Source organism: Promicromonospora kroppenstedtii, from assembly GCF_044389675.1.
Taxonomy (GTDB): domain Bacteria; phylum Actinomycetota; class Actinomycetes; order Actinomycetales; family Cellulomonadaceae; genus Promicromonospora; species Promicromonospora kroppenstedtii.
The window spans coordinates 282,649-306,744 of sequence record NZ_JBIRYI010000006.1 but is presented as its reverse complement, the minus strand read 5'-3'; the positions used below and the strand labels follow the sequence as shown (position 1 = coordinate 306,744).

The 24,096-nt window shown below is 73.3% G+C and carries 25 protein-coding genes; 18 read left to right on the top strand and 7 right to left on the bottom strand.

Annotated features, from left to right (window positions below; all coding sequences use genetic code 11):
- From ACH47X_RS12110 to ACH47X_RS12085, 6 genes are all read left to right on the top strand, one after another.
- Complete coding sequence (locus ACH47X_RS12110) at positions 1–960, top strand: shikimate dehydrogenase (protein WP_397404531.1); 960 nt, start codon at positions 1–3, stop codon at positions 958–960.
- A 252-nt stretch (positions 961–1,212) separates the two neighbouring features.
- Complete coding sequence (gene aroC, locus ACH47X_RS12105; protein ID WP_026365707.1) at positions 1,213–2,442, top strand: chorismate synthase; 1,230 nt, start codon at positions 1,213–1,215, stop codon at positions 2,440–2,442.
- A 44-nt stretch (positions 2,443–2,486) separates the two neighbouring features.
- A complete protein-coding gene (locus ACH47X_RS12100) occupies positions 2,487–3,071 on the top strand; it encodes a shikimate kinase (protein WP_397404629.1) in 585 nt (194 codons plus the stop codon).
- A complete protein-coding gene (gene aroB, locus ACH47X_RS12095) occupies positions 3,068–4,225 on the top strand; it encodes a 3-dehydroquinate synthase (RefSeq protein ID WP_036961805.1) in 1,158 nt (385 codons plus the stop codon). Before ACH47X_RS12100 ends, aroB begins: the two co-directional genes overlap by 4 nt.
- A 155-nt stretch (positions 4,226–4,380) precedes the next feature.
- A complete protein-coding gene (locus ACH47X_RS12090; protein ID WP_397404528.1) occupies positions 4,381–5,373 on the top strand; it encodes a hypothetical protein in 993 nt (330 codons plus the stop codon).
- 165 nt (positions 5,374–5,538) lie between these two features.
- The gene (locus tag ACH47X_RS12085; protein WP_397404526.1) at positions 5,539–6,306 is read left to right on the top strand and encodes an excalibur calcium-binding domain-containing protein; all 768 of its coding nucleotides are present in this window, start codon (positions 5,539–5,541) and stop codon (positions 6,304–6,306) included.
- A 6-nt stretch (positions 6,307–6,312) separates the two neighbouring features.
- On the opposite strand, the gene ACH47X_RS12080 is transcribed toward ACH47X_RS12085, so the two are convergent.
- The 3 genes from ACH47X_RS12080 to ACH47X_RS12070 form a co-directional block, all read right to left on the bottom strand.
- Entirely contained in the window at positions 6,313–7,086 is a 774-nt protein-coding gene (locus ACH47X_RS12080) for a glycerophosphodiester phosphodiesterase (protein WP_397404524.1), read from the bottom strand.
- 11 nt (positions 7,087–7,097) lie between these two features.
- A complete protein-coding gene (locus ACH47X_RS12075; RefSeq protein ID WP_397404522.1) occupies positions 7,098–8,120 on the bottom strand; it encodes an alpha/beta hydrolase in 1,023 nt (340 codons plus the stop codon).
- Between the two features lie 61 nt (positions 8,121–8,181).
- Positions 8,182–8,721 carry a TetR/AcrR family transcriptional regulator gene (locus ACH47X_RS12070; RefSeq protein ID WP_397404520.1) on the bottom strand — a complete coding sequence of 180 codons (540 nt, stop codon included), beginning with the start codon at positions 8,719–8,721 and terminating at the stop codon, positions 8,182–8,184.
- Positions 8,722–8,867: 146 nt separating this feature from the next.
- Between ACH47X_RS12070 and ACH47X_RS12065 the strand changes: the two genes are divergently transcribed.
- The 3 genes from ACH47X_RS12065 to ACH47X_RS12055 all read left to right on the top strand — a co-directional run bounded on the left by ACH47X_RS12065 (position 8,868) and on the right by ACH47X_RS12055 (position 12,846).
- A complete protein-coding gene (locus tag ACH47X_RS12065) occupies positions 8,868–9,842 on the top strand; it encodes an SDR family NAD(P)-dependent oxidoreductase (RefSeq protein WP_397404518.1) in 975 nt (324 codons plus the stop codon).
- Positions 9,843–9,892: 50 nt separating this feature from the next.
- Entirely contained in the window at positions 9,893–11,275 is a 1,383-nt protein-coding gene (locus ACH47X_RS12060; RefSeq protein ID WP_397404516.1) for an alpha-hydroxy-acid oxidizing protein, read from the top strand.
- A 110-nt stretch (positions 11,276–11,385) separates the two neighbouring features.
- Positions 11,386–12,846, top strand: coding sequence for an MFS transporter (locus ACH47X_RS12055; RefSeq protein WP_397404514.1), 1,461 nt, complete (start codon positions 11,386–11,388; stop codon positions 12,844–12,846).
- A gap of 8 nt (positions 12,847–12,854) precedes the next feature.
- Here the strand turns inward: ACH47X_RS12055 and ACH47X_RS12050 are convergent, their stop codons facing one another.
- Positions 12,855–14,111, bottom strand: a complete 1,257-nt coding sequence (locus ACH47X_RS12050) for a sigma-70 family RNA polymerase sigma factor (RefSeq protein WP_397404512.1) — start codon at positions 14,109–14,111, stop codon at positions 12,855–12,857.
- A 139-nt stretch (positions 14,112–14,250) separates the two neighbouring features.
- Here ACH47X_RS12050 and ACH47X_RS12045 point away from each other — a divergent pair, with 139 nt between their 5' ends.
- On the top strand, positions 14,251–14,619 hold the full coding sequence (locus tag ACH47X_RS12045; RefSeq protein ID WP_397404510.1) for a YrdB family protein: 369 nt from the start codon (positions 14,251–14,253) through the stop codon (positions 14,617–14,619).
- Positions 14,620–14,632: 13 nt separating this feature from the next.
- Here the strand turns inward: ACH47X_RS12045 and ACH47X_RS12040 are convergent, their stop codons facing one another.
- From ACH47X_RS12040 to ACH47X_RS12030, 3 genes are all read right to left on the bottom strand, one after another.
- On the bottom strand, positions 14,633–14,989 hold the full coding sequence (locus ACH47X_RS12040; RefSeq protein ID WP_142034919.1) for an iron chaperone: 357 nt from the start codon (positions 14,987–14,989) through the stop codon (positions 14,633–14,635).
- Between the two features lie 467 nt (positions 14,990–15,456).
- Entirely contained in the window at positions 15,457–16,866 is a 1,410-nt protein-coding gene (locus tag ACH47X_RS12035; protein ID WP_397404508.1) for an MFS transporter, read from the bottom strand.
- Complete coding sequence (locus ACH47X_RS12030) at positions 16,863–17,942, bottom strand: alcohol dehydrogenase catalytic domain-containing protein (RefSeq protein ID WP_397404506.1); 1,080 nt, start codon at positions 17,940–17,942, stop codon at positions 16,863–16,865. Before ACH47X_RS12030 ends, ACH47X_RS12035 begins: the two co-directional genes overlap by 4 nt.
- 130 nt (positions 17,943–18,072) lie before the next feature.
- Here ACH47X_RS12030 and soxR point away from each other — a divergent pair, with 130 nt between their 5' ends.
- From soxR to ACH47X_RS11990, 8 genes are all read left to right on the top strand, one after another.
- Entirely contained in the window at positions 18,073–18,561 is a 489-nt protein-coding gene (gene soxR / locus ACH47X_RS12025) for a redox-sensitive transcriptional activator SoxR (RefSeq protein WP_397404504.1), read from the top strand.
- 162 nt (positions 18,562–18,723) lie between these two features.
- Positions 18,724–19,311, top strand: coding sequence for a hypothetical protein (locus ACH47X_RS12020; protein WP_397404502.1), 588 nt, complete (start codon positions 18,724–18,726; stop codon positions 19,309–19,311).
- Positions 19,312–19,354: 43 nt separating this feature from the next.
- Positions 19,355–19,813 carry a type II 3-dehydroquinate dehydratase gene (locus ACH47X_RS12015; RefSeq protein WP_397404500.1) on the top strand — a complete coding sequence of 153 codons (459 nt, stop codon included), beginning with the start codon at positions 19,355–19,357 and terminating at the stop codon, positions 19,811–19,813.
- Between the two features lie 101 nt (positions 19,814–19,914).
- Positions 19,915–20,724, top strand: a complete 810-nt coding sequence (locus ACH47X_RS12010; RefSeq protein ID WP_397404498.1) for a hypothetical protein — start codon at positions 19,915–19,917, stop codon at positions 20,722–20,724.
- Positions 20,725–20,752: 28 nt separating this feature from the next.
- Positions 20,753–21,481: a hypothetical protein gene (locus ACH47X_RS12005; RefSeq protein ID WP_397404496.1), complete on the top strand. Its 729-nt coding sequence runs from the start codon at positions 20,753–20,755 to the stop codon at positions 21,479–21,481.
- A 134-nt stretch (positions 21,482–21,615) separates the two neighbouring features.
- Positions 21,616–22,179, top strand: coding sequence for an elongation factor P (gene efp, locus ACH47X_RS12000; protein WP_036961827.1), 564 nt, complete (start codon positions 21,616–21,618; stop codon positions 22,177–22,179).
- 118 nt (positions 22,180–22,297) lie between these two features.
- Positions 22,298–22,714: a transcription antitermination factor NusB gene (nusB, locus tag ACH47X_RS11995; protein WP_036961828.1), complete on the top strand. Its 417-nt coding sequence runs from the start codon at positions 22,298–22,300 to the stop codon at positions 22,712–22,714.
- 67 nt (positions 22,715–22,781) lie between these two features.
- Positions 22,782–23,996, top strand: coding sequence for an MFS transporter (locus tag ACH47X_RS11990; protein WP_397404493.1), 1,215 nt, complete (start codon positions 22,782–22,784; stop codon positions 23,994–23,996).
- Positions 23,997–24,096: the final 100 nt, after the last annotated feature.

The following is a 24,096-nucleotide window of genomic DNA, read 5'->3' as shown; positions in this document are numbered from 1 at the left end:
ATGAGCACCACCCCTACCACCCCCACCGGCCCCGCTGCCTCGGTCGGCGGCCCGACGACGGCGGTCGTGCGCCGTGCCGCCGTGCTCGGCCACCCCGTCGCGCACTCCCTGTCCCCGGTGCTGCACGGCGCCGCCTACCGGGCGCTCGGCCTGGAGGGCTGGGACTACGGCGTGCACGACGTCACCGAGGAGACCCTGGCGGGCTTCCTGGGCGGGCTCGGCCGTGAGTGGGCGGGCCTGAGCCTGACCATGCCGCTCAAGCAGGCGGTCTTCCCGCTGCTCGACCACGTCGAGCCGCTTGCCGCGGCGGTCGGGGCCGTGAACACGGTGCTGTTCACGGCGGTCGGCGGCACGGTCACCACGACAGGCACGAACACGGACGTGCACGGCATCGTCGCGGCGCTGCGCGAGGGGCTGGGGACGGGCCCGGGTGAGCACCCGGTCGCCCAGGCCGTGGTGCTCGGCGGGGGAGCGACGGCGGCGTCGGCCCTGGCCGCGCTGGCCGAGCTGGGCTGCCCCTCGGCGCGGGTGTTCGTGCGCTCGCTGGACCGCATCGGCCCGCTGCGCGAGGCCGTCGCCCGGATGGGGGTCACCCCGTCGTTCGAGGTGTTCGACGACGCGGCGACGACGTCGGCCCTGGTGAGCGCGGACGCCGTCGTCTCCACGACGCCGAAGTACGCCGCCGATGTCTGGGCCAAGCTGCTGACCGACGGCGTGCCGGGGGCCGGTGGCGCGGCCGGGGGCGCTGTGCCGCGTGGCGTGCTGCTCGACGTCGTCTACGATCCGCGGCCCACCGCCCTGCAGTCGGCGTGGACGGCGCTCGGGGCGCACGCCGTGGGCGGCGAGCGGATGCTGCTGCACCAGGCCGCCGAGCAGGTGCGCCTGATGACGGGGCAGCCGGCGCCGCTCGACGCGATGGACGAGGCGCTCGGCGCGGCTCTCGTCACGCCGGCCCGCTGAACCGGCTGAGCCCGCTGAGCTGCCTGAGGCTGCCGGGCGCAGGGCCCACGCAGAGCACACGCGAGGGCTCCTGGAAGAGCCTGCGCGTCCGGGTGCGTTGCGCAGCGTGGACAATGTCGACTCTGCGCAACACACCCGCCGTGGCAGGTGTCTCCCCGCCACGACACGCCGATGTCGAGCAGCACGTGCCTTCGGTGTGTCGCCCATCGGACCGGTGCGCCGACCTCGTCACCCGCGTGAAACAATCCGACCATGCTGCGTTGGTTGACATCGGGTGAGTCGCACGGTCCTGCTCTCGTGGGCGTGATGGAGGGTCTGCCCGCCGGGGTGGAGCTGACCACGTCCGACATCCAGGGGGCACTCGCGCGCCGCCGCCTCGGCTACGGGCGCGGTGCCCGGATGAAGTTCGAGCAGGACCAGGTCCGCGTGCTCGGCGGGCTGCGCCACGGGCTCACGCAGGGCGGGCCGCTCGCGATCGAGATCGCGAACACGGAGTGGCCCAAGTGGACCGACGTCATGTCGGCCGACCCGGTTCCCGCCGACGCGCTGCTGGTCGACGCCGGCACCGGCGACGAGCGCGAGGTGGCCCGCAACCGGCCGCTGACCCGCCCGCGTCCCGGGCACGCCGACCTCATCGGCATGCGCAAGTACGGCTTCGAGGACGCGCGCCCCGTGCTGGAGCGCGCGTCGGCCCGCGAGACCGCGGCTCGCGTGGCGCTCGGCGTCGCCGCCGCGAAGTTCCTCGAGCAGGCCCTCGGCATCCGCCTGGTCTCGCACGTCGTCGCGATCGGGGAGGCCGAGGCACCCGACGACGCCGCGCTGCCCACGCCCGACGACGTCGCCGCGCTCGACGCCGACCCCGTGCGCTGCTTCGACGCGGCGTCCTCCAAGCTCATGGTCGAGGAGATCGACCTGGCCAAGAAGGACGGCGACACGCTCGGCGGCGTCGTGGAGGTGCTGGCCTACGGTGTGCCGTCCGGCCTGGGCACCTACGTGCAGGGCGACCGTCGCCTCGACGCGCGTCTGGCCGCCGCGCTGATGGGCATCCAGGCGATCAAGGGCGTCGAGGTCGGCGACGGCTTCCGCACCGCCCGCCGTCGCGGCAGCGCCGCCCACGACGAGATCGTCCGTGGCACCGCGCCCGACGGGCGCCCCGGCATCGAGCGCACCACCAACCGCGCGGGAGGCATCGAGGGCGGCATGTCGAACGGCGAGATCGTGCGCGTGCGCGCCGCGATGAAGCCCATCTCGACCGTGCCGCGCGCGCTGCCGACCGTCGACACCGCCACCGGCGAGCCGGTCACGGCCCACCACCAGCGGTCCGACGTGTGCGCGGTGCCGCCGGCCGCCGTCGTCGCGGAGGCGATGGTCGCGCTCACCCTGGCCGAGGCCGCCGTCGAGAAGTTCGGTGGCGACTCCGTGGCCGAGGTGCGTCGCAACCTGGACTCCTACGTGGCCGCCATCCCGGAGCTGCTGCAGTGACCGGCACGTCCGGCTCGGCGGGTGCGATCCGTCCGGTCGCCGTCATGATCGGACCGCCCGGCTCCGGCAAGTCGAAGGTGGGCCGCACGCTCGCCGCGGGCCTCGGTGTCACGATCCGCGACACGGACGCCGACATCGAGGCGCACGCGGGCAAGCCCGTCAGCGAGATCTTCGTGGACGACGGCGAGCCGCACTTCCGCGAGCTGGAGTCGGCGGCGGTGCTCGCCGCGCTGACGGAGCACGACGGCGTCGTGTCGCTCGGCGGTGGCGCCGTCATGAGCCTGACGACCCAGGCGGCGCTCACTCGGTACGCGGCCGCGGGCGGGCACGTCGTCTTCCTCGACGTGCCGCTGGCGATCGCCGCCCAGCGCGTCGGCATGAACCAGGCCAGGCCGCTGCTGCTGGGCAACCCGCGTGCGCAGTGGCAGAAGCTGATGAACGAGCGGCGGCCCACCTACGAGCGGCTCGCGACGCTGACGATCGTCTCGAGCGACCGGCCCGGCGAGCAGGTCGCGGCGGAGATCATCGAGGCGCTCGGCCTGGAGCTGCGTGTCCCTGAGCTCGTGGACCCGAAGCGGGCCGAGGAACACGACCAGCCGGAGAACAAGACGGAGGAGAGCATCACGTGAGCACGGACAGCGCCCCCACCCGGATCACCGTCCGGGGAGAGGCGCCCTACGACGTCGTCATCGGCCGGCACCTGCTGGGCGAGCTGCCGGGCCTCGTGGGCGCGGCCGCGAAGGTCATGGTGATCCACCCCGCCGCGCTGTCGGCGACGGCGGACGCGATCGCCGAGGACCTCAAGGCCTCCGGCTACGAGGCCTTCGTCGCCGAGGTGCCGGACGCCGAGTCGGCGAAGACGCCGCAGGTCGCGGCGTTCCTCTGGGGCCTGCTGGGCCAGCTCGACTTCACGCGCTCGGACGCGATCGTCGGCGTCGGCGGCGGCGCCACCACCGACCTCGCCGGGTTCGTGGCCGCGACCTGGCTGCGCGGTATCCGCGTGGTGCACGTGCCGACCACGCTGCTCGCGATGGTCGACGCCGCCGTGGGCGGCAAGACGGGCATCAACACGTCGGAGGGCAAGAACCTCGTGGGCGCGTTCCACCCGCCGGCCGGCGTGCTGTGCGACCTGGCGGCGCTGGGCTCCCTCGACAAGTGGGACCTCGTGGCGGGCCTGGCCGAGGTGGTCAAGACCGGCTTCATCGCCGACCCGGTGATCCTCGACCTGGTCGAGGCGCACGTCGACGAGCTGCGGAACTGGGCCGGCGCGGCCACCACCGACGAGACATGGGCCGTCGTGGCCGAGCTCGTCGAACGGTCGGTCCGGGTCAAGGCCGATGTCGTGGGCGAGGACCTCAAGGAGGCCGGCCTGCGCGAGATCCTCAACTACGGGCACACGCTGGGGCACGCGATCGAGCTCGTCGAGCGCTACCAGTGGCGCCACGGCGCCGCCGTGAGCGTGGGCATGATCTTCGCCGCGGAGCTCGCCCGGATGGCCGGCAAGCTCCCCGACGACGTCGCCGACCGGCACCGGTCGATCCTGGACTCGCTGGGGCTGCCCGTGCACTACCGCGGCGACCGCTGGGACCAGCTCCTGGCCGCGATGCGCCGCGACAAGAAGGCCCGCGGCGACCTGCTCCGGTTCGTGGTGCTCGACGACGTCGCCAAGCCCGTGCGCCTGGAGGGACCCGACCCGACGCTGCTCGCCGCGGCCTACGCCGAGGTGTCCAAGGAGCCGCCGACCAAGGGCCCGGGTACCCCGGTCACGCTGACGCTGGGCTGAGCCGCCATCCTGGGTCGAACCGTGTCTCGGTTTCGAGCTCTCCCCTTTGAGGCCTAAGTTTCTTCGCTTTGACGTGGCTCAAAGCGAAGAAACTTAGGCCTCAAAGGGGAGCGGGAATCGCAGCGCGGGAGCAAAGCGGACATTAGCCTCAGCACATGACCTCCGACCCCGGCTTCCGGGCCGCGCGCAAGGCCGGTGCGCAGAGCGCGTTCCGGCTGTTCTTCCCACCGCTCTTCTTCCTCGGCTTCCTGGTCCTCTTCGTGGGCCCGTTCTCGTCCGGCGAGGAGCTCGGCAGGTCGACGCCGGTCCTTGTCGTGGCGCTGATCGTCGCCGTGATCGTCCTGCTGATCTTCGCCACGAGGGCTCGCCGCTGGTCCCGCAACCGGAGCGCCTGGTCGCGGGCCGCGCGAGGAGCGGTGTCGCTGACCCTCCGCGGCGAGGCCGTGGCCGCGGAGCGGAAGGTGTCGGGCCGGCCCATGCGGACGGTCGTGGTCGAGCACCGCGGCAGCCGGCAGTACCTGCACCTGCTGTTCGCGCCGGGTGCGCCGGTGCACATGATGGGCCCCGGCTGGGTGACCGTCGAGTTCTTCGCCGGAGACGACGCCGAGGGCCCGGCGCGGCTGCTCCTGGCCGACGGCCGCACGCTGTGGGCCTTCTCCGCCCGACTCGGGACGGTCGCCGCCGAGCCGCGGTCCCGTGCGCGACGGTCCTCCGACGCGACGGCGGTGGGCACCACCGACGACGGTGCGGGCCTCATGGTCCCGGCGGTCGTCGCCCCCGGCCTCGACGGCGAGGACCGCGGGCGGGGGGACAGCCGCGGGCGAGGCGACGACCGGCCCGGCGACCCGGACCCGTCGCCTTCCGCGTCGGAGCGCGTCGACGCGTCGGACTCCGGCCCGAACGGTGGCTCGTCGAACGCCGCACCCGCCCACGCCGCGTCGTCGAGCGCGGTGTGGGCCGGTGGCGACGGCTGGACCGGCGGCGGGTCCTGGGGCGGCGACCCGACCTGGTCGGGTTCTGACGGCGGCGGCGGCGTCGGCGGCGGTGGTGGCAGCGGCAGCTCGGACAGTGGCGGTGGGTGGTTCGGCGGTGGCGACTCCGGCGGCTGGTCGGGAGGCGATTCCGGCGGTGGTGGTGGCGGCGACTAGGGGCGCCGCGCCACCCGGCCCCCGCCGTCTTCGGCCCAGGTGGGGGATATCTGGGTGATCTTGTCTGGTTTTCTGTGCAATGCAGGAGCTCCAGCGCCTACGGTCCAGGAGCAGGGGTGCACAGCGCGCGCGGACCGGCCGCGCGCCGTTCGGAAGGTGCCCGTCATGCGCAGGATCTACAACCTCCCACCCGGCTGGCCGCCCCCGCCTGCGGGCTGGAACCCGGATCCCGACTGGCAGCCCAATCCCCAGTGGTCGATGCCTGCCGGCTGGCGGCTGTGGGTCGATGTTCCGGACACGGCGCTGCTCGGCACCGACGCGGTCGCCGTCGACGTCCCTGATGTGGAAGCAGTCCCGCCCGCAGCCCGTCGTCCGTGGCGGGTGATCGGCTGGGCCGCTGCGGTCGTCGTCGCGTTCTTTCTCGGTGTCGGCCTCGGCGGTGTCGGCGGGGGAGGGACCGCGGTCGCCGACGCCGAGGCGTCCGCGTCGGCATCGGCGGCGGTCGCGGCCGCCGAGGAGCAGCGCGCGGAGCTGGAGAGCGAGCAGGCCGACCTCACCGAGGCACGGACGGCGCTCGAAGCAGACCAGGCCGCGCTCGTCGAGGCCCAGACGGCGCTGAAGGCAGACCAGGAGGACCTCGAGGCGCGCGCCTCCGCCGTCGCGAAGCAGGAGGACAAGGTCGACTCCCGTGAGTCCGACGTCGCGGACCGCGAGGCCGCCGTCGAGGCCGAGGAGGCCGCGGGCATCTCGGGCGGGGGCGCGACAGGCGGCGGCGCCGGCGACTCGGCCGACGCGGCCGACGACACCTCGGAGGCGACCTACTACGAGAACTGCGACGCGGCTCGGGCCGCAGGCGCCGCACCCGTGTACCGCGGCGACCCGGGCTACGCGTCGCACCTCGACCGGGACGGTGACGGCGTCGGCTGCGAGTGAACCCGCCTACCCCCAGAGACCCCGTTCCACCAGCACGTCCTTGAGCAGGTCGGCGCGGTCGGTGATCAGGCCGTCCACGCCGTCGTCGATGAGCTGGTTCATCTCGTCCGGCTCGTTGATGGTCCAGACGTGCACCTTCTTGCCGAGCGCGTGCGCCGCCGCCACGGACGCGCGGTCCACCACCGTGATCGAGTTCTCCCGCACCGGGACCTGCAGCGCGTCGGCGTCCCGCAGCGCGCGGCGGGACAGGGCCGGCAGGCGCAGGCGCACCCCGGTCAGGAAGCTGGCGATCTCACGGCGTCCGGCCGACGTCGCCACCGGGTGCGACAGCTTGGTGAGCGTGGCCCGCCGCCGGGCCACCTCGAACGAGGTGACGCAGACCCGGTCCCAGGACGCCGTCTTCTCGATGGCGCGCGCAACCGGGCCGACGCCGGAGCTGTGCTTCACGTCGATGTTGACGCGCAGCTCGGGCCAGCCGCCGAGCAGGTCCTCGAGCAGCGGCACGGGTTCCACGCCACCGATCCGGGCCTCGCGCACCTCGGACCACGGCAGCTCGGCCACCAGGCCGGTGCCGTCGGTGGTGCGGTCCAGCGACTCGTCGTGCAGCGCGACAGCCACGCCGTCGACGGTCCCGTGCGCGTCCGTCTCCACGTACCTGTAGCCGAGGTCGACGGCGGCGCCGAACGCCGCCAGCGAGTTCTCCAGCCCCTCGGTACCGGCCGAGGCGTGCGCGAAACCGCGGTGGGCGAGGGCTTGGAACGGCCCCTCGAAATAGGTCACTGGCTCGTCCCTCACGTAGTGGTGCCGATCTCGACGCTCTGTCCGTCGATACGTCTGTCGATATGTCCGTCGATGCTGCTCTGGGTCCATTTCAACATGCCGTCGAGGTACGCCTCCCGCGGCCCCCGGGCCGACAGCGACAGGTCGTGCACGGCGCCGGGCACGACCAGCTCGGTGACGTCCTGGCCGAGGCCCGGGGCGAGCGCCGCCATCTGCTGCACGTCGAGCACCGTGTCCTGCGCGTCGAGCAGCGGGTTGTCGAGCGTGTCGGGGCCCGAGGAGTCCGACCGGGCGAGCAGGACGGGGCACGCGATCTCCAGCCCGGCGGCCACGCGCGCCTGCCCGCGCCGGATCGCGACGAACCAGCCGACGCGCCCCGGCACGCCCTCGGGTCGCTTGAGCGTGGTGTCGAACTCCCACCGCCCGCCGTTCGTGGCGAGCAGGTGCTCGGCGTACCGCGACGGCCCGTCGCTGATGATCGCTGTCGTCGCCAGCCGCCCGACCGTGTCCAGGAAGCGCGTCCCGACGGTGCGCTGCCAGTGCGGCGCCCGCAGGTCGAGGAACGGCGAGTTCAGCACCAGCGCGTCGGGTCCGGCGTCGGCCCCGGCCGCGTTGCGGTGTGCGTGGGCCCAGAGGGATGCCGTGAGCCCGCCGGTGGAGTGGGCGTGCACGACGAGCGGCAGCCCGGGCTCCAGGCCGCGCACCGTGCGGGCGGCCGCCGCGATGTCCGTGGCCTGCTCGCGCAGGTCGAGCACGAAGTGCGGGATCTGGTCGGGCTGCAGGGACCGCCCGGCGGCCCGCAGGTCGACGGCGTAGAACGCGTAGCCCGCTGCCGTGAAGGTGCGGGCCAGGTGCTCCTGGAAGAAGTAGTCGTTGTACCCGTGCACGTGGATCACGGCCGCCCGCGGTGGCGGATGGTCCGTCGGGTGCGGGTAGCGCACCAGGGTGGCGGGCCCGAGAGCCGCCTCCTGGAACGGTTCGCCGAGCAGGTGGTCGGTGCGCCAGTCGAGCGCGTCTTCCGAAGAACCAGGCACTTGCGGATCGTATGCTGCCGGACGTCCTCACCGCGCCCGGTCGCAGGTCAGGCGGGCTTGATCAAGCGGGCCGCAGGCCTGCCAGCAGGATCTCCAGGTACGGCTCGCGGTCCGACGACGCGCCCAGCCGCACGGCGTGCTCCATCCCGCACACCAGGTGCTCCACCTGTTCGGTGGACAGGTCCGGCCGGACGACGCCGGCGGCACGGGCGCGGACCAGGATCTGCTCGAAGCCGCCCAGGATCTCCTGCTTGGCCTCGCGCACCCCGTCGGACTCGTCCTCGGCCGCCAGCAGCACCGGCTGCAGCCCGCCCTCCTCGAGCTGCAGGCCGAGCGCGGCGCGCAGCAGGTCCGCGACCGCCCGGCCCGCATCGGTCTCGGCGAGCGCGGCGCGCACCAGCACGCGCAGCCGCTCGAGGGTGTCCAGCGTGAGCGCCTCGACGAGGGCATGGGTGCTGGGGAAGTGGCGGTAGACCGTGCCGACCCCGACACCGGCCTCCCGGGCCAGGTCGTTGAAGCGCAGGGCGCCGGGGTCGTGGCGCCGGGCCACATCGAGGATGCGCGCGCGGCTGCGGGCGGCGTCGGACCGGAGAGCGGGCATGGGGTGAGCCTACCCCGGAAGCGGATGGAGAATCCGCTTGGGGTGCTACGCTCAAACGGATAGTTCATCCGAATTGCTCGAACGGCAGAATCCGAGGACCACCCATGCCCACTTCTGTACCCACCCCCAGGCCCACGTCTAGCCGCATGCCCAGCCCCACCACCTGGGACCCCGCCCACCTGCCCGACCAGACCGGACGCACGCACGTCGTGACCGGCGCCACGGCCGGCATCGGCTACTTCGCCGCCGAGCAGCTCGCCGCCGCCGGGGCGCACGTCGTGCTCGCGTCCCGGTCGGCGGCCAAGCTCGCGACCGCCGTCGCCGCGATCGAGCGGGAGGTGCCGGGCGCGCGGCTCGACACCGTCGTGATCGACCTCGCCTCCCTGGCCTCCGTGGCTGGCGCCGCCACCCGGATCTCGGCCCTGCCCCGCGTCGACGGCCTGCTGCTGAACGGCGGGACCATGGACATGAAGCGTCGCGCGCGCACCGCCGACGGCCTGCCGATGCTGCTCGGCACCCACACCGTCGCGAGCGCGGCACTCCTGGCCGGCGTGCTCCCGGCGCTCGCGGCCACCGGCGAGCGGCTCGGCGTGCCGTCCCGGGTGGTGCACACCTCCACGGGATTCGTCACACAGTTCCCGACGGCGGTCGACGACGTCGCCCGGGTGCCGTTCGCGGGCGTCGTCGCCTACACCAAGGCGAAGACGGTGACCGAGGTGCTCGCGTTCGAGCTCGCCCGGCGCCTGGAGGCTGCGGGGACGCCGGTCGCCTCGCTCGTTACCCGGCCGGGGGTCGGTGTAGACGCCCGCACGCCGCGCCGTGCCGGGATCCGGGACGCGACCACGACCTACCGCCCCAACCCGTACACGCCCTGGGCCCAGGGCAAGGACGCCGCAGCGTGGTCGGCGGTGCGCGCCCTGACCGACCCGGAGGCGCGCAACGGTCAGTACTACGCGCCAGCCGGCCGGCTGCGGGGAGCGCCGGTGCTCGTGGAGCCGACCGCCCGGACCGCGACGCCTGAGGGCGACCTCGCCGCGCGGGTGTGGGCCCAGGTCGAGGACCTCGCGGGCCTGCCGCTGACGGTGCCGGCCCGGACGGGAGAAGCGGCAGCCGGGCGGTAGGCGGCTTTCGGCGACTGCCGCTCCGTCGACCACGTGGCAGGATGTCCGACATGCCTACTAACGGTGGGATCAGTACAGCGGGTGGCGCCCAGAGCAACGTGGGCCGGACCGTCCAGTCCGCGATCTACCGCGCCGGCGTCTACGGCCGTCGCCCGGTCGTGCCGACCAGCCCTGACGCGCTCGCCGACGCCGCCCGCCGTCGGATGACCCGCACCGGCTGGTCCTACGTGGTCGGCGGCGCCGGCGCGCAGCGGACCGTGTCGGCCAACCGGGAGGCGTTCGGCCGGTACCGCATCGTGCCGCGCCAGCTGGTCGACGTCGGCGAGCGGTCGCTGCGCACCACCCTGCTCGGCCGTGACCTGCCCGCCCCCGTGCTGTTCGCCCCGGTCGGCGCGCTGGAGCTCGCCGTGCAGCACCAGCGCGGCGGCCGGGCCGCGGCGCCGGGCAACGCGGAGCCCGCCCTGTCCCGGGCCGCCCGCGACCTCGGCCTGCCCGTCGTCATCTCGTCCCAGGCGTCCACACCCATGGAACAGACCGCAGCTGCCCTCGGTGACAGCCCACGCTGGTTCCAGCTCTACTGGTCGTCCGACGACGCCCTGGTCGAGTCCTTCGTGTCCCGCGCCGAGGCCAGCGGCTGCGAGGCGATCGTCGTCACCGTCGACACCCATGTGCTCGGCTGGCGTACCGCCGACCTCGACCTGGGCTACCTGCCGTTCGCCCGCGCCGAGGGCATCGCCCAGTACCTCAGCGACCCGGTCTTCCGTGGCCTCGTGGAAGCGCGGGTGCGAACAGCGGCGTCGGCGGGGGAGGAGGCGACGTCGGAGCGGCCCACGCCCGCCGCCGTCCGCTCCCTGCTGTCCATGGCGCGCCACCACCCCGGCCCCACCCTGCGGAACCTGACCCAGCCGCACGCCCGCGCGGCCGTCGAGACCTTCCTCGACGTCTTCTCGCGCTCCACCCTCACGTGGGCCGACCTCGCCTGGCTGCGCGAACGCACCACCCTGCCCATCCTCGTCAAAGGCATCCAGCACCCCGACGACGCCCGCGCCGCCCTCGACCACGGGGCCGACGGCATCATCGTGTCCAACCACGGCGGGCGCCAGATCGACAACGCCGTCGCCTCGATCGACGCGCTCGGACCCGTGGTCGACGTCGTGCGGGAGTGGACGGGGGCGTCCGGTCCGGGAACGGACGGCTCGGTTCCCGTTCTCTTCGACTCCGGCATCCGCACCGGCGCAGACGTCTTCACCGCCCTCGCCCTCGGCGCCGACGCCGTCCTCCTGGGCCGCCCCTGGGTCTACGGCCTCGCCCTGGCCGGAGCCGACGGCGTCCGCGCCGTCGCCGAGCACGTGCTGGCCGAGCTCGACCTGACCATGGCGCTCGCGGGCGTGTCGGGGGTCGAGCAGATCGGGCGGGCCAACCTCGCGCTCTGACGCGCGTGCCTGACGTGCGTGCCTGACGTGCGCCGTCCGACCTGCTGGTCGGTATGAGATCGTGACCGCTCCAGCACCCACGGTTCACGCGACCCGGGCAGACTGCGGCCATGACCGACGCCGTTCCCGGACCCGACCCGCAGGCGCGCCCTGCCGGCGAGACCCCGAAGCCCCCCAAGATGGGCCTCGAGCTGCAGGAGGGGGCGCGGATCCCGCGCCGCCAGGTGATCTCCTGGGCACTGTGGGACTGGGGTACCCAGCCGTTCAACACGGTGATCCTCACGTTCGTGTTCACCGCGCTGTACCTGACCACCGAGGCGTTCCTCGACCCGGCCGTCGTGGCGCTGGGCGAGGACGACCCCGCCTACCAGCACGGCCTCGCCGAGCTGAGCAGCGGGGTGGGCCTGTGGAACACCCTCGCGGGTCTGCTCATCCTCTTCCTCGCGCCCGTGCTCGGGCAGCGCGCCGACGCCACCGGGCGACGCAAGGTGTGGCTCGCCGGCGGGACGGCGGGCATGGTCCTGTGCATGCTCGCGCTGTGGTTCGTCGAGGCCGACCCGGCCTACTTCGTGCTCGGCGCCGCGCTGATCGGCCTGGGCAGCGTGCTCAACGAGATCGCCGGCGTGAACTACAACGCCATGATGGTCTCCGTCGCCACGCCGAGGACCGTCGGCAAGGTGTCCGGGCTCGGCTGGGGGCTCGGCTACGTCGGCGGCATCCTGGCGCTCCTGTTCGTGGTGATCGCCAACGGCGCCGACTGGTGGGGCATGCCCACCGACAACGGCCTCGCGTTCCGCGTGATCGCCGTGGGCTGCGCGCTCTGGGCGCTGGCGTTCGCCTGGCCGATCCTGGCCTTCGTGCCGGAGCTCCCGCCCACCAAGGGCCGCGCCACCGTCGGGTTCTTCGCCAGCTATGCGGTGCTCTACCGCGACATCAAGGGCCTGTGGCACACATTGCGCCGCACCTTCTGGTTCCTGCTGGCCAGCGCCGTGTACCGCGACGGCCTGAGCGGCGTCTTCGCGTTCGGCGCGATCATCGGCGGCGTCAGCTTCGGGTTCTCCGCCGACCAGGTCATCGTCTTCGGCATCGCAGCCAACCTCGTGGCCGGGGCGAGCACGGTCCTCGTGGGCTTCGCCGACGACCGCTTCGGCCCGCGCTCCGTCATCCTCAGCACGCTCGGCGTCATCGTCGTGGCCGGGCTCGGGGTCGTGTTCCTGCGCGACCTCGGCCCCGTCGTCTACTGGGTGGGCGGCCTGATCCTCTCGGCGTGCGTCGGCCCGGCCCAGGCCGCGTCCCGGTCCTACCTCGCCCGCGTGACGCCGGCCGGCAAGGAGTCCGAGATCTTCGGCCTCTACGCCACGACCGGCCGCGCCACGTCCTGGATGTCCAGCGCCCTGTGGACGATCACCATCGCCGCCACGGGCGCGACCATCTGGGGCACTCTCGGCATCGTCGCGGTGGTGCTCATGGGCCTCGCGATGATGTGGTTCGTGCGTGAGGCGCCCCTGGCGGGCGCCGACAGCCCGGCCGGGCCGACGGCGGAACCGACGGGCGACCGGTCCACGGTCTGACGGGTGTTCTAGTCCCCGGACGGCTGGTTCCTGGGCGTCTGGTTCTCGGGCGTCTGGCTCTCGGGGTCCTCGGGCTCGGCGGCCCGGTGTGCTGCGGCGCGCCGGGCCGCTGTCCGCTCCTCCAGCGCGTGCCGCAGCGCGGTTTGGACCCGATCGAGGTCCGCGAGCGGCCCCAGGTGCCCGAGCTTGCGCGGGTTGATCACACCGCGGATGCCCGAGAGCCGTCCGTCCGTCATTTCGAACGACCAGGTGCCGATCAGGCCACCGCCCACGACGTCGTCGGCCACGATGAGAAGGCCTGGGTCACCGCCCACGAGCGCCCGCTCGAAGTGGACCGGCGCGCCCCGGCTGACGAAGGAAGCCAGCATGCGGGCGACGGTCACCCGCCCGGCGACCGGCCGGACGATCGACATGCCCTGCGGCACGTTCCCGCCGCCGTCGCCCGTGAGCACCACGTCCTCGGTCAGCAGCTCGAGGAACGAGTCCACCGCACCCTCCTCGCACGCGGCCAGGAACCGGGACACGAGCTGCTCGGCCCGAGCCCGGTCGGTGGCGCCACGCAGCGAGGTGGTCTGTGTCCGGGCCCCTGTTTCCGTAGGGGCCTGAGCCCCCGTCCGGGCCTGTGTCTGGGCCTCGGCGAGGGCCGGGACCCGGTCCGGGGCGGTCGCCGCGATCCGGCGTCGGGCACGCGAAGCCAGCTGCCGCGCCGCGACCTCGCTGGTGCCGATCACCCCGGCAGCCTCGCTGTGCGGAAAGCCGAGCACGTCGTGCAGCAGGAACGCCGCCCGCTCCGTAGGCGTGAGGGTCTCCAGCAGCACCAGGAACGCGGTCGAGAGATCGTCGGCGAGCTCGGCATGGCGTGCGACGTCGGGCGCGGGCGTGCCCATCGCCACCGGCAGATGCGGCACCGCGCCGACCAGCGGCTCGGGCAGCCACTCACCCACGTACGACTCCCGCCGGACCCGCGCCGAACGCAGCACGTCGATCGCGATCCGCGTGGTGACCGTGGTGATGAACGCGTCGGGGTTACGCACGTCAGGAGCCTGCGCGACGCGCGTCAGCGCCTCCTGCACCACGTCCTCCGCCTCGGCGACACTGCCGAGCATCCGGTAGGCCACCGTGAACGACAGCGGACGGAGGCGCTCCAGTGCGGCGTCGTCCAGGAACGACGCGCCGGACCGCGGCGGAGCGAGCTGCTCCGTGTCCCGCGACCCTGGTCGGTCAGTACCTGCCGAGGAGGTCGCCGAGGCCCGGGGATCCGTCATGCGCACATGCTCTCGCGTCATACCCCCTTGACGGGACAGCGACGCGAAACGTGACAGCGAGACCAGAGTCCGGATCGTCCCCGCGTCCGGCGAGCAAATTCGTGTTGCCCGCCCCCGCGCGGACCGTACTCTTGCGCGCGTGAGAACAACCGCGCTCCTCGTGCGCTTTCTCCTCGAGCTCGCCCTGGCCGCCGCGGCCGGCTACGCCGCCTGGAACCTGGCCGACGGCGGATGGCGCGCCGCCGTCGGCCTGCTCGCGCCGATCAGCGTCATCGCGCTCTGGGCGACCTTCCTCTCGCCGAAGGCGCTCGTGGCGATCCCACCGTGGTCGCGGATCCTCCTGGAGGCGCTCCTCTTCGGCGGCGTCGGATACCTGTGCTGGCTCGCCGGAGCGCAGTTCACCGGACCGGCGCTCGCGGTCCTGTGGGTCGTCGACCGCGCGGTGCTGTGGCTGACCCGCGGCGCGCCCAGCGTCCTGGAGCCCGAGGGCGCGGCCCGGGAGCGCTGAGCGCGCGGAGTCGTCAGCGCGACCGCATGGCATCGATCTCGTCGCGGCGGAACAGGACGAGGCGGTCCAGGACGTCGTCGGGCAGCGGGTTGTCCGGTGTGAACCTGACGGTGCCCTTCGACGTCGAGAAGCCGGCCAGGTCGGGTGCGAGCGCGTCGATCGCGGGCGGGCTGAAGGGGTAGAGCCCGATGTGCTTCGCGGTCGCGCGCGCCGAGATGAGCGGGCTGCCGCGATACCGCAGGGCGGCCATGCCGTAGCTCATGCCCTCGTCGGCGTCGGGCACGAGCTCGAGCGCGCGGGAACGTATGTGCTCGACGGCGTCCTTGGCCGGACCGTCCAGACCGGCGATGTACCTCGTGAACTCGTGCATGAGCACAGCCTCGCCAGGTCCGACGAGTTCCGCGAGGGCTGACGCCGCGCGGGTGTGCCGTGGGTTCGGTCGTTGCCGTGTCGGACGTGATGAAGGGTTATCCACAGATTTCAAATGTGCCTCGCGGTGCGTATGAAGGTTCGAGACAGAGGCCACCACCCGGGCTGGGCCGGGTCTCGACCTGGCCACGTCCCGGTCGGCCGCCGTCCCGGCCGACGGGGCCTCGGCCTGTGCACCGAGACTCCGGCAGGCCCACCGCGGGCGCCTGGGTCCGACGCGCCGCAGTTGCGGTTGCCAGAACGACGGCTGACGCCGGCCCCTGCCCGGGCCGGGTCACAGGCCGACCTGTCCAGGTCGGCCTGCCACGACCCGTCCGGCGCCAGCCAGTTGCCCACACAGCCGCCGCCGCAGCGCCTGCGCGCTGCGTCCTCGCGGTGGGACCTTCGTGGTGTCCGCATGCGCCTCGGTCAGGACGCGACGGGCCCCACCTGGACCTGGGTCCGCCCCGCCAGCGCCAGGGCGACCGCAGCCAGCAGCCCCGTGAGTCCCAGTACGACCGCGTACGCGGGCAGGCCCGCGACGTCGTACAGGGCCCAGAGCAGCGCGCCCGTCGCGGAAGACGCGATGGCGGCGGCCACGGCGTCGGCCACCTGGAGGGCCGACGAAGCCGACCCGTGCTCGTGGGGTGGCGCCAGCTCGAGCGTGAGGACCGACAGCGTCGGGTACACCAGGCCCATCCCGCTGCCCGAGAGCACCCAGAACGCCATGCCGACGCCCGCGGGCACGTCCGGCAGCACGAGGAGGGCCGCGCCGACCATGCCCAGGGCGAGCAGTCCGCCGCCCAGCCGCACGTATCCGGTGTGGCTCAGGTGCAGGAGGTTGCGTCCGCGCACCCACGACGCCCCGGACCAGCCGAGCGCCCCCACGGTGAGGATCAGCCCCGCGCCGCCGGGGCTCAGCTGACGCTCGTGGACGAGCAGCAGCGGGAGCAGCACCTCGGCACCCGTGAACGCCGCCGACACCAGCGCTCGCACGGACACGACGGCGGGCAGGCCGCGTCCCGCGCGCAGCACGGCCAGAGCCAGGTGCAGCGCGTGCGCCACGGGGCGCTCGGTCCGGTCGATCCCAGGTTCCTGCACCGCCGGACCGGGAGCTTCACCGCTGCGCGCCCTGCGCCCAGGACGGTCGCGCCCCGACGCGCCGTCGGCCGTGGGGCCCCCACCGTGTGCGGCTGTCAGGCCCGGGCGCATCAGGATCGCCGCGGGGATCGTGAGCGCCGCGGCGCCGAGGAAGACCCAGCGCCAGCCCAGGTGGTCGACGACGAGCCCGGCCAGTCCCGGCCCCACGATCGCGGGGACCACCCACGCGGCGGCGAACGCCGAGAACACCGCGGGGCGTCGTTCGGGGGCGAACACGCGGGCCACCAGCACGTACAGCGCGACGCCGAACAGCCCGCTCCCGACACCCTGGACCGCGCGCCCCGCGATCAGGGCGCCCATCCCGGTCGCGGTCCCGGCCACGACGAGCCCGACGACGAACAGCGCCACGCCGGTCCACATCGCCGGCGTCGGTCCGGTGCGGTCGCACCAGCGTCCCGCGGTGAGCATGCCGACCACGCTGGTGGCGAAGACCACCGCGAAGGCGAACGTGTAGTGCCGCAGCCCGTCCAGGTCGACGGCGATGGTGGGCATCGCCGTCGCCACGGCCAGGGCCTCGAACGCGCCAAGAGAGCAGAGCGCGACCATCCCGATCAGCACCAGGCGCTGTCCGCCGGCACTGAGAGCGCCGGGCTGTGCGTCGGACAACGCGTCCGGCTCCGCGACCGGCGGTTCTCCCGGCTGGGAGGCCGGCTGATCAGCCGACACCTCCGCGGTCACACCAGCACCACCTTGCCGGTGGTGCGGCGCTCCTCGAGCTCGCGGTGGGCGCGTGCGGCCTCCGCGAACGGCACGCGGTGCGTCGCCACCCGCCACCGGCCCGACGCCGCCATCGCCAGTGCGCGTTCCTGGTACGGCCGCTGGTCGCCCATCGGCGGCGCCTCCGGCCCGACGGCGTAGCGCACCTCGATCGGGGACTCGATCCGGTCGGCCTCCGCCCAGGACGTGTACCGGTTGGCCGTGCCCGAGGCCCAGCCGTACGCGACGAGCCTGCCCGGTGTCACGCCGGAGTCCGCATCGGCGCCGTCCGCCCCGCGCAGCAGACCCGTCGCCGCCGTCCCGAGGTCTCCGCCCACGCCGTCGAGCACGAGGGTCGCCCCGGGGGCGCCGAGCGCCGCCCGGGCCTGGTCCAGCCAGCCGGGGACGGAGTAGTCGACCAGGGCCAGCTGGTCCGTTCCGGACTGAGCCTCGCCCTCCAACGCCTCGCCTGACAGCAGGTCGCGCAGCACCTTCAGCTTCACCGCCCCGCCGGCGAGCGCGACGACGCGTGCGCCCGCGCGCAGCGCCTCCTGCACGAACAGCGTGCCGAGCCCGCCCGCGGCGCCCGTCACGACGACGGCGTCGTCGGCCGTCACCGCCGCGATGTCGAGGGTGTAGACGGCCATCCGGCCGGTGCCGATCATCGTGATCGCGTCGGCCGGGTCGAGGGGGGCGCCGTCGGCCCCGTCGGGCACGGCGTGCAGCTTCTCCGCGCCGACGACGACGCGCCTGGCGTACGCGCCGCCGTCGGGCACCGGGCCGAGGTGGGCTGCCACGGGCCGGCCGATCCATGCGTCGTCGACCCCGGGGCCGACGGCGGCGACGGTGCCCGCGAGCTCGCGGCCCGGAACTGTCGGGAGGCTGGGCAGCGGGAGCGGTGGGCCTGCCTCGCCGCGCCGGAGGCTGGTGTCCAGAAGGTGCACCCCGTGCGCGACCGCGTCGACGAGCACCTCGCCGGGGCCGGGGACGGGGTCCGGGATCTGCTCGAGCTGAAGGACTTCCGGCGGCCCGAAGGTGTGGTGTCTGATCGCGTCCATGCGCTCATCCTTTAACCTGAACCAAAGTTGAGGTCAACCCGCCGCCCTGGCGTCGGCCGGCGGACCGAGAAACAAGTCCTGGGCACCAAGTCCTGGGCACCAAGCTAGTAGCGAGCCGTGGAGGCCGGACATGGAAGCGCCCAACCCCGCCGTCCCGTGGGACCGAGACGAGCTGACGGTCGGTGACCTCGCCGCCCGGAGCGGCGTGGCGGTGTCCGCGCTGCACTTCTACGAGCGCAAAGGCCTGATCGCGAGTCGGCGCACCTCCGGCAACCAGCGGCGCTACCGGCGTGAGACGCTGCGGCGGGTCGCGTTCATCCGGGTGTCCCAGCGGGTCGGGATCCCGCTGGCCGACATCGGTGCCGCACTCGCCACCCTGCCCGGTGACCGGACGCCGACCGCCAAGGACTGGCGCCGCATCTCGCAGGCCTGGCACGACGACCTCGACGCGCGGATCGAGCAGCTGTCCCGGCTGCGTGACCACCTCACCGACTGCATCGGTTGCGGCTGCCTCTCGCTGCGCCGGTGCACGCTCACCAACCCGCACGACGAGCTCGCCGAGGCGGGGCCCGGCCCGCGCACGCTGCTGGTCGAGGGGCTGGAGTCGGACGGCGCCTGAGGCTCGGGCGCGTCTTTCCGGGCCCTGTGTCAGTGGTCCCGGGTAGCGTGCGGCGCGCCGGACGACCTGTCCGGACCCTGCGCATGAACCGGTGCGCAGGAAGACTGGCGCGCAGGAAGACTGGCACGCAGGATGCCGGCGCGCCGCAGCCGAGAGGGAGACGTGGGTACGTACTTCGAGTGGATCGCTGACCTGGACGCGACCGAGGCCGAGGCCCCCGAGCTGGGGCGGCGGGTGGTCGACGCGCTCGTCGCGCGCGGGGTGCTGCTGCGGGAGGTCTCCGGGGCGGCTGCGCTCGGCGGCGTCGGTCACCTGCCGGGTCCGGCCTGGGCGGACACCGTGGCCACGTCCGTGTCGGGAGAGGCGCCGTGGGGCATGGCGGTGGGCACGGGGCGCGAGGTGTACGACGGCGGGCAGGGCGGCGTCGACGCTGTGACCTGTCCCCGGTGCGCGGTGCGCCGGTCGTTCTTCGGGCCGCCCGAGGAGTTCGGCCCCACCTGCTCGGACGAGGAAGGGCTGAGCTGGTTCTACGATGCGGCGGCCACCTGGCGCGACGGCGACGCGGCCGACCTGGAGTGTCGGGCGTGCGGGGCGGTCTCCTCGGTCACGGAGTGGTCGGCCGACGACGCGGCGCTGGCCTGCCTCGGGTTCACGTTCTGGAGCTGGGACGAGCTGCGGCCCGAGGTCTGCGACTGGATCGCCGAGGCGACGGGCGGGCACCGGATCGTGCACGGCAGCGGCAAGGTGTGAGATCCGACGGCACCCCGACCCGCTGACCACTAGGCTCGCGGCCATGGCTTCTGCACTGCCCAGCGTTCTGGTGCTCAACGGTCCCAACCTCGGTCGTCTCGGTGTTCGTGAGCCCGAGATCTACGGACACGCCTCGATGGCGGACCTGAAGGTCGCGGCCGGGGAGTGGGGCACGGAGCTCGGCCTGGCGGTCGAGGTGCGGCAGACCGACAACGAGTCCGAGATCGTCGGCTGGCTGCACGAGGCGGTCGACGCGGAGGCGCACGTCGTGCTGAACCCGGCGGCGTTCACGCACTACTCGTACGCGCTGCGTGACGCCGCTGCGCAGGTCACCACGGCGGGGCTGCTGCTGGTCGAGGTGCACCTCTCGAACCCGGCGACGCGCGAGTCGTTCCGGCACTACTCGGTGGTCGCCGGGATCGCGACGGGCACGGTCGCGGGCTTCGGGTTCGACTCGTACCGGCTGGCGCTGTCGGCGATCGCGTCGAAGCTGGGGGAGTAGCGGCTTCGCGTTGATTTGTGATATTCAAGCGCTCAGGCTTAAGGCGCACTGATCAAGGCGATAGCCTTGAATTGCTTACCTCAAGTCTTTAGGCTTAAGTCATGATCGTCCTGACCATCGACCAGCGGGGCTCGACCTACGCGGACGACCGTGTCCCCGAGATCCTCGCGGAGCTCGCGGACCTGACGCGAGGCCGCGACGGTGTCGTCGTGCGGTTCGAGCGCACGGTCGGCGACGAGGTGCAGGGCATCCTGGCGCCCGGTCGCGCGGGCGCTCAGCTCGCCGTCGACCTCACCCTGCACCTGCTGCGAGACCAGGGCTGGAGCGTCGGCATCGGCGTCGGCCAGGTCGAGGGTCCGCTGCCCGCGGTGTCGCGCGAGGCGCGGGGCTTCGCCTTCTACCGTGCCCGCGACGCCGTCGAGCGCGCCAAGACCCGTGGCCGCGGCACCTCGGTCGCCGTGGAGGGGCCGCCCCCCGGGGCGGCGGACCTCGTGACCGCGGGCGCCCGGCCGCTGGATGGCCAGACGTCGAGGCCCGGGACCGCCGAGCCGCACCCGCCGGACCTGGCCGCCGAGGTCGAGGCCCTGCTCCGCCTTCTCGCGGCGATTCGCGCGCGCCGTACTCCCCAAGGGTGGGAGGTCGCCGATACGCTCGCCTCGCTGGCGGACAAACCGGGCCGACAAAGGATCGTCGCCCAGTCCTTGCACGTCAGCGAGCAGGCGGTGAGCCAGCGGGTCCGCGCGGCCCTCTGGCAGGAGGAGGAAGCTGTCCGACCGGTGGTCGTGCGGCTCCTCGCCGAGCTGAGCGACTCGGTGGGCCCGGAGCCCGCTGAGCCCGCTGAGGCTACGGGTCCGGCCGAGGCTCCCGAGCCTGCTGTCCGGAGCACCACGAAGAAGCGCGGCAAGAGCTGACGCGCAGAGCTGAGGGGAACGTCACGCCGTGACCTGGGAGACGCTGGACAACATCGACGGCTGGCAGTGGGTCGCCGCCGTCGCGACCTGGTTGATCACGCTGACGCTCAGCGTGATCGTGGGCTCCTGGGTGGTGCCGTGGGTGCTGCGCCGTGCCGGGCGGGGAGACCTCCCATGGGCGCGCTACAAGCCGCCGGTGTACCCGCAGGCCCTGGAGGCAGGGGAGGGCGAGGGCGCTGCGGGTGAGGGCACTGCAGGTGAGGAGGCCGGAAGCGCCGGCGACGGCTCACCTGCCGCGGGCACTCAGGGCGCCGCAGGCGCCGAGAGGGCAGCCGAGAAGAGCTCCGGCTCCGACAGCGGCGCCGCCACGAACGCGTCCGGCGCGATGCTCCCCAGCCCCGGCAAGTCTGGCACCGGCAAGTCCGGTTCGAGCGTGTCCGGCGCGAGCAACGCCGGACAGGTGCCCGACGGCGAGGAGTCCCCCACGGGCACGATGCACCCGGACGCCGTCGCGATCCTGCGCGGCGGGGCGTGGCTCGGCGTCCTGGAACGCCTCGCGATCACGGGCTCCCTGCTGGCCGGCTACCCGTACGGCATCGCGATCGTCGTCGCGATCAAGGGCCTGGGGCGGTACGCGGAGCTGCGCGACCAGCCCGTCGCGTCGGAGCGGTTCGTAGTGGGTACGCTCGCCTCGCTGATCTGGTCGGTCGCGACCGGACTGCTCGGGCTCGTCGTCCTCAATGCGCTCGTCCTCTGACCGGTCCGTTAGACTTGGTCGCTGCTGCTTGACCCCGTGCACGACCACCGCAAGACCACTGCACGACCACCCCAGCCGCCGGCGCAGCGTCGGCGTGCCCGGGGCACACCCTTACCCAACACAGGAAGACGAACGTGGCTACCTCCAACGACATCAAGAACGGCACTGTGCTCCGCATCGACGGCAACCTCTGGTCGGTCATCGAGTTCCAGCATGTCAAGCCGGGCAAGGGTGGAGCGTTCGTCCGCACCAAGATGAAGAACGTGCTGTCCGGCAAGGTCGTCGACAAGACGTTCAACGCGGGCATCAAGGTCGAGACGGCCAACGTGGACCGCCGCGACTTCCAGTACCTGTACATGGACGGCGAGGACTTCGTCTTCATGGACAACGACACGTACGACCAGATCAACGTGTCGGCGGCGACCGTGGGCGACGCCAAGGACTACATGCTCGAGGGCATGAACGTCATGCTCGCCTCGAACGACGGCACCCCGCTGTACATCGAGCTGCCGGCGTCCGTGGTCCTGGAGATCACCTACACGGAGCCGGGCCTGCAGGGTGACCGCTCCACGGGTGGCACCAAGCCGGCGACCCTCGAGACGGGCGCTGAGATCCAGGTCCCGCTGTTCCTCGAGCAGGGCGTCAAGGTCAAGGTCGACACCCGCACGGGCGACTACCTCGGTCGCGTCTCCGAGTGACCCACTCGCGGCGGGCCCGGAAGGGTCCGCCGCGCCGCAGTTCAGCCGCTGACAGCTCAGCCGCTGAGAGCTGAGCCGCTGACAGCTCAGCAGTCGAGTTTCGTAGCAGAGAGAGACCATGGGCGCACGCACCAAGGCGCGCAAGCGCGCCGCCGACATCCTCTTCGAGGCGGAGCAGCGAGGCATCGACCCGCTGACGCTCCTCGCCGACCGTGTGGCCGTGCCGCACACCGAGGCGGCCGTGCCGCAGTACGCGGTCGAGATCGTGGAGGGCGTGGTCGCCCACCGCGACCGTATCGACGAGGTGCTGGAGACCTACTCGCAGGGCTGGACGCTGGACCGCATGCCCGCCGTCGACCGCGCCCTGCTGCGGATCGGCTCCTGGGAGGTCCTCTTCAACGACGACGTGCCCGACGCCGTTGCACTCGACGAGGCGGTCGACCTCGCAGGCGACCTGTCCACGGACGACTCCCCGGCCTTCGTGAACGGCCTCCTCGGCCGGGTCAAGGACCTGAAGCCGACCTTGCTGGCGTGAGCACTGCTGGCGTGAGCACCGCTGGCGTGAGCCGGCAGGCAGGCCGGCCCGTGAGCCCCCACGCACTGTGAGCACCGGTCCCGGCGCGGCACGGTTCGACGAGAGACGTCTGCTCGTCGCGCTGTTCGGCGCCGGGACCGCTGCGTTCGCGCAGCTCTACGCGCCGCAGTCCGTCCTGCCTGACGCCGCCCGCGAGCTCGCGACGTCCGCCTCCGACTCGGCGCTGCTCGTCTCCGCAGCGACCCTGGGCCTGGCCGTGGGCGTGCTGCCGTGGGCCTGGGTCGCCGACCGTGTCGGCCGCGTCCGGGCGATGACCGTCGCGATGTTCGGTGCCACCGCGCTGGGACTCGCGGTGCCGTTCGCCCCGTCGTTCGAGCTCCTCGTGGCCGGTCGCGCCGTCGAGGGACTGTTCGTCGCGGGCGTGCCCGCCGTCGCGATGGCCTACCTGACCGAGATGCTGGTCGCCTCGGGCGCGGCGTCGGCCGTGCCGAGGGCGGCCGGGACGTACGTCGCGGGCACGTCGATGGGCGGGCTGCTCGGACGCATCGTCTCGGGTGGCGTCGCGGAGGTGTTCGGCTGGCGGGCCGGCGTGGGCGCCGTCGCGGTGGCCTGCCTGGTCGCGACGGGCGTCTTCGTCTGGCTCGCGCCCCGGGACCGCGGGCCACGGGCGGCGACGTCCGAGGGCGCGGCCGCTGACCATGGGACCGGTCACGTTCGTCGCCACGGCCGGCTCCGCGCGCTGCTCAGCCCGCGCCTGCTCGTGCTGGACGCCCAGGGCCTGCTGCTCATGGGCGGCTTCGTCGCGATCTACAACTACCTCGGCTTCCGTCTGGCCGCCGCTCCGTTCGGTCTGTCGCCGGGCGTGGTCAGCCTCGTGTTCCTCGCCTACCTGGCCGGAACCTGGTCGTCGGCCCGGACGGGTCGGCTCGTGGTGCGGCACGGGAGGCGTCGCGTGCTGATCGTCTCGACGGCGGTGATGGCGCTCGGCGTGGTGGCCACGCTGTCGGCCTGGCTGCCGCTCGTGCTGACCGGGCTCGTCGTGCTGACCGCCGGGTTCTTCGGGGCGCACGCCGTGGCCAGCGGGTGGACGCCGGTCGCGGCCCCCGAGGCGCGCACCCAGGCGGCGGCCGTCTACAACCTCGCCTACTACGCGGGCTCCAGCCTGTTCGGCTGGCTCGGCGGGATCGGCTTCGCGCTGGCGGGCTGGCCGGGCACGGTGGGGATGGTGCTGGCCCTGATCGCGATCGCGGCGGGCCTGGCGACGGCGGTGCTGCGCGACTAGCGCCTCCGCCGTTCGCTCCTGAGGTTGTGTTCAGACCACGAGCTTCTGCCCACAGAAACCGGCTTGAAACGTTGCAATGTAGTGGCTTGAACAGAACCTC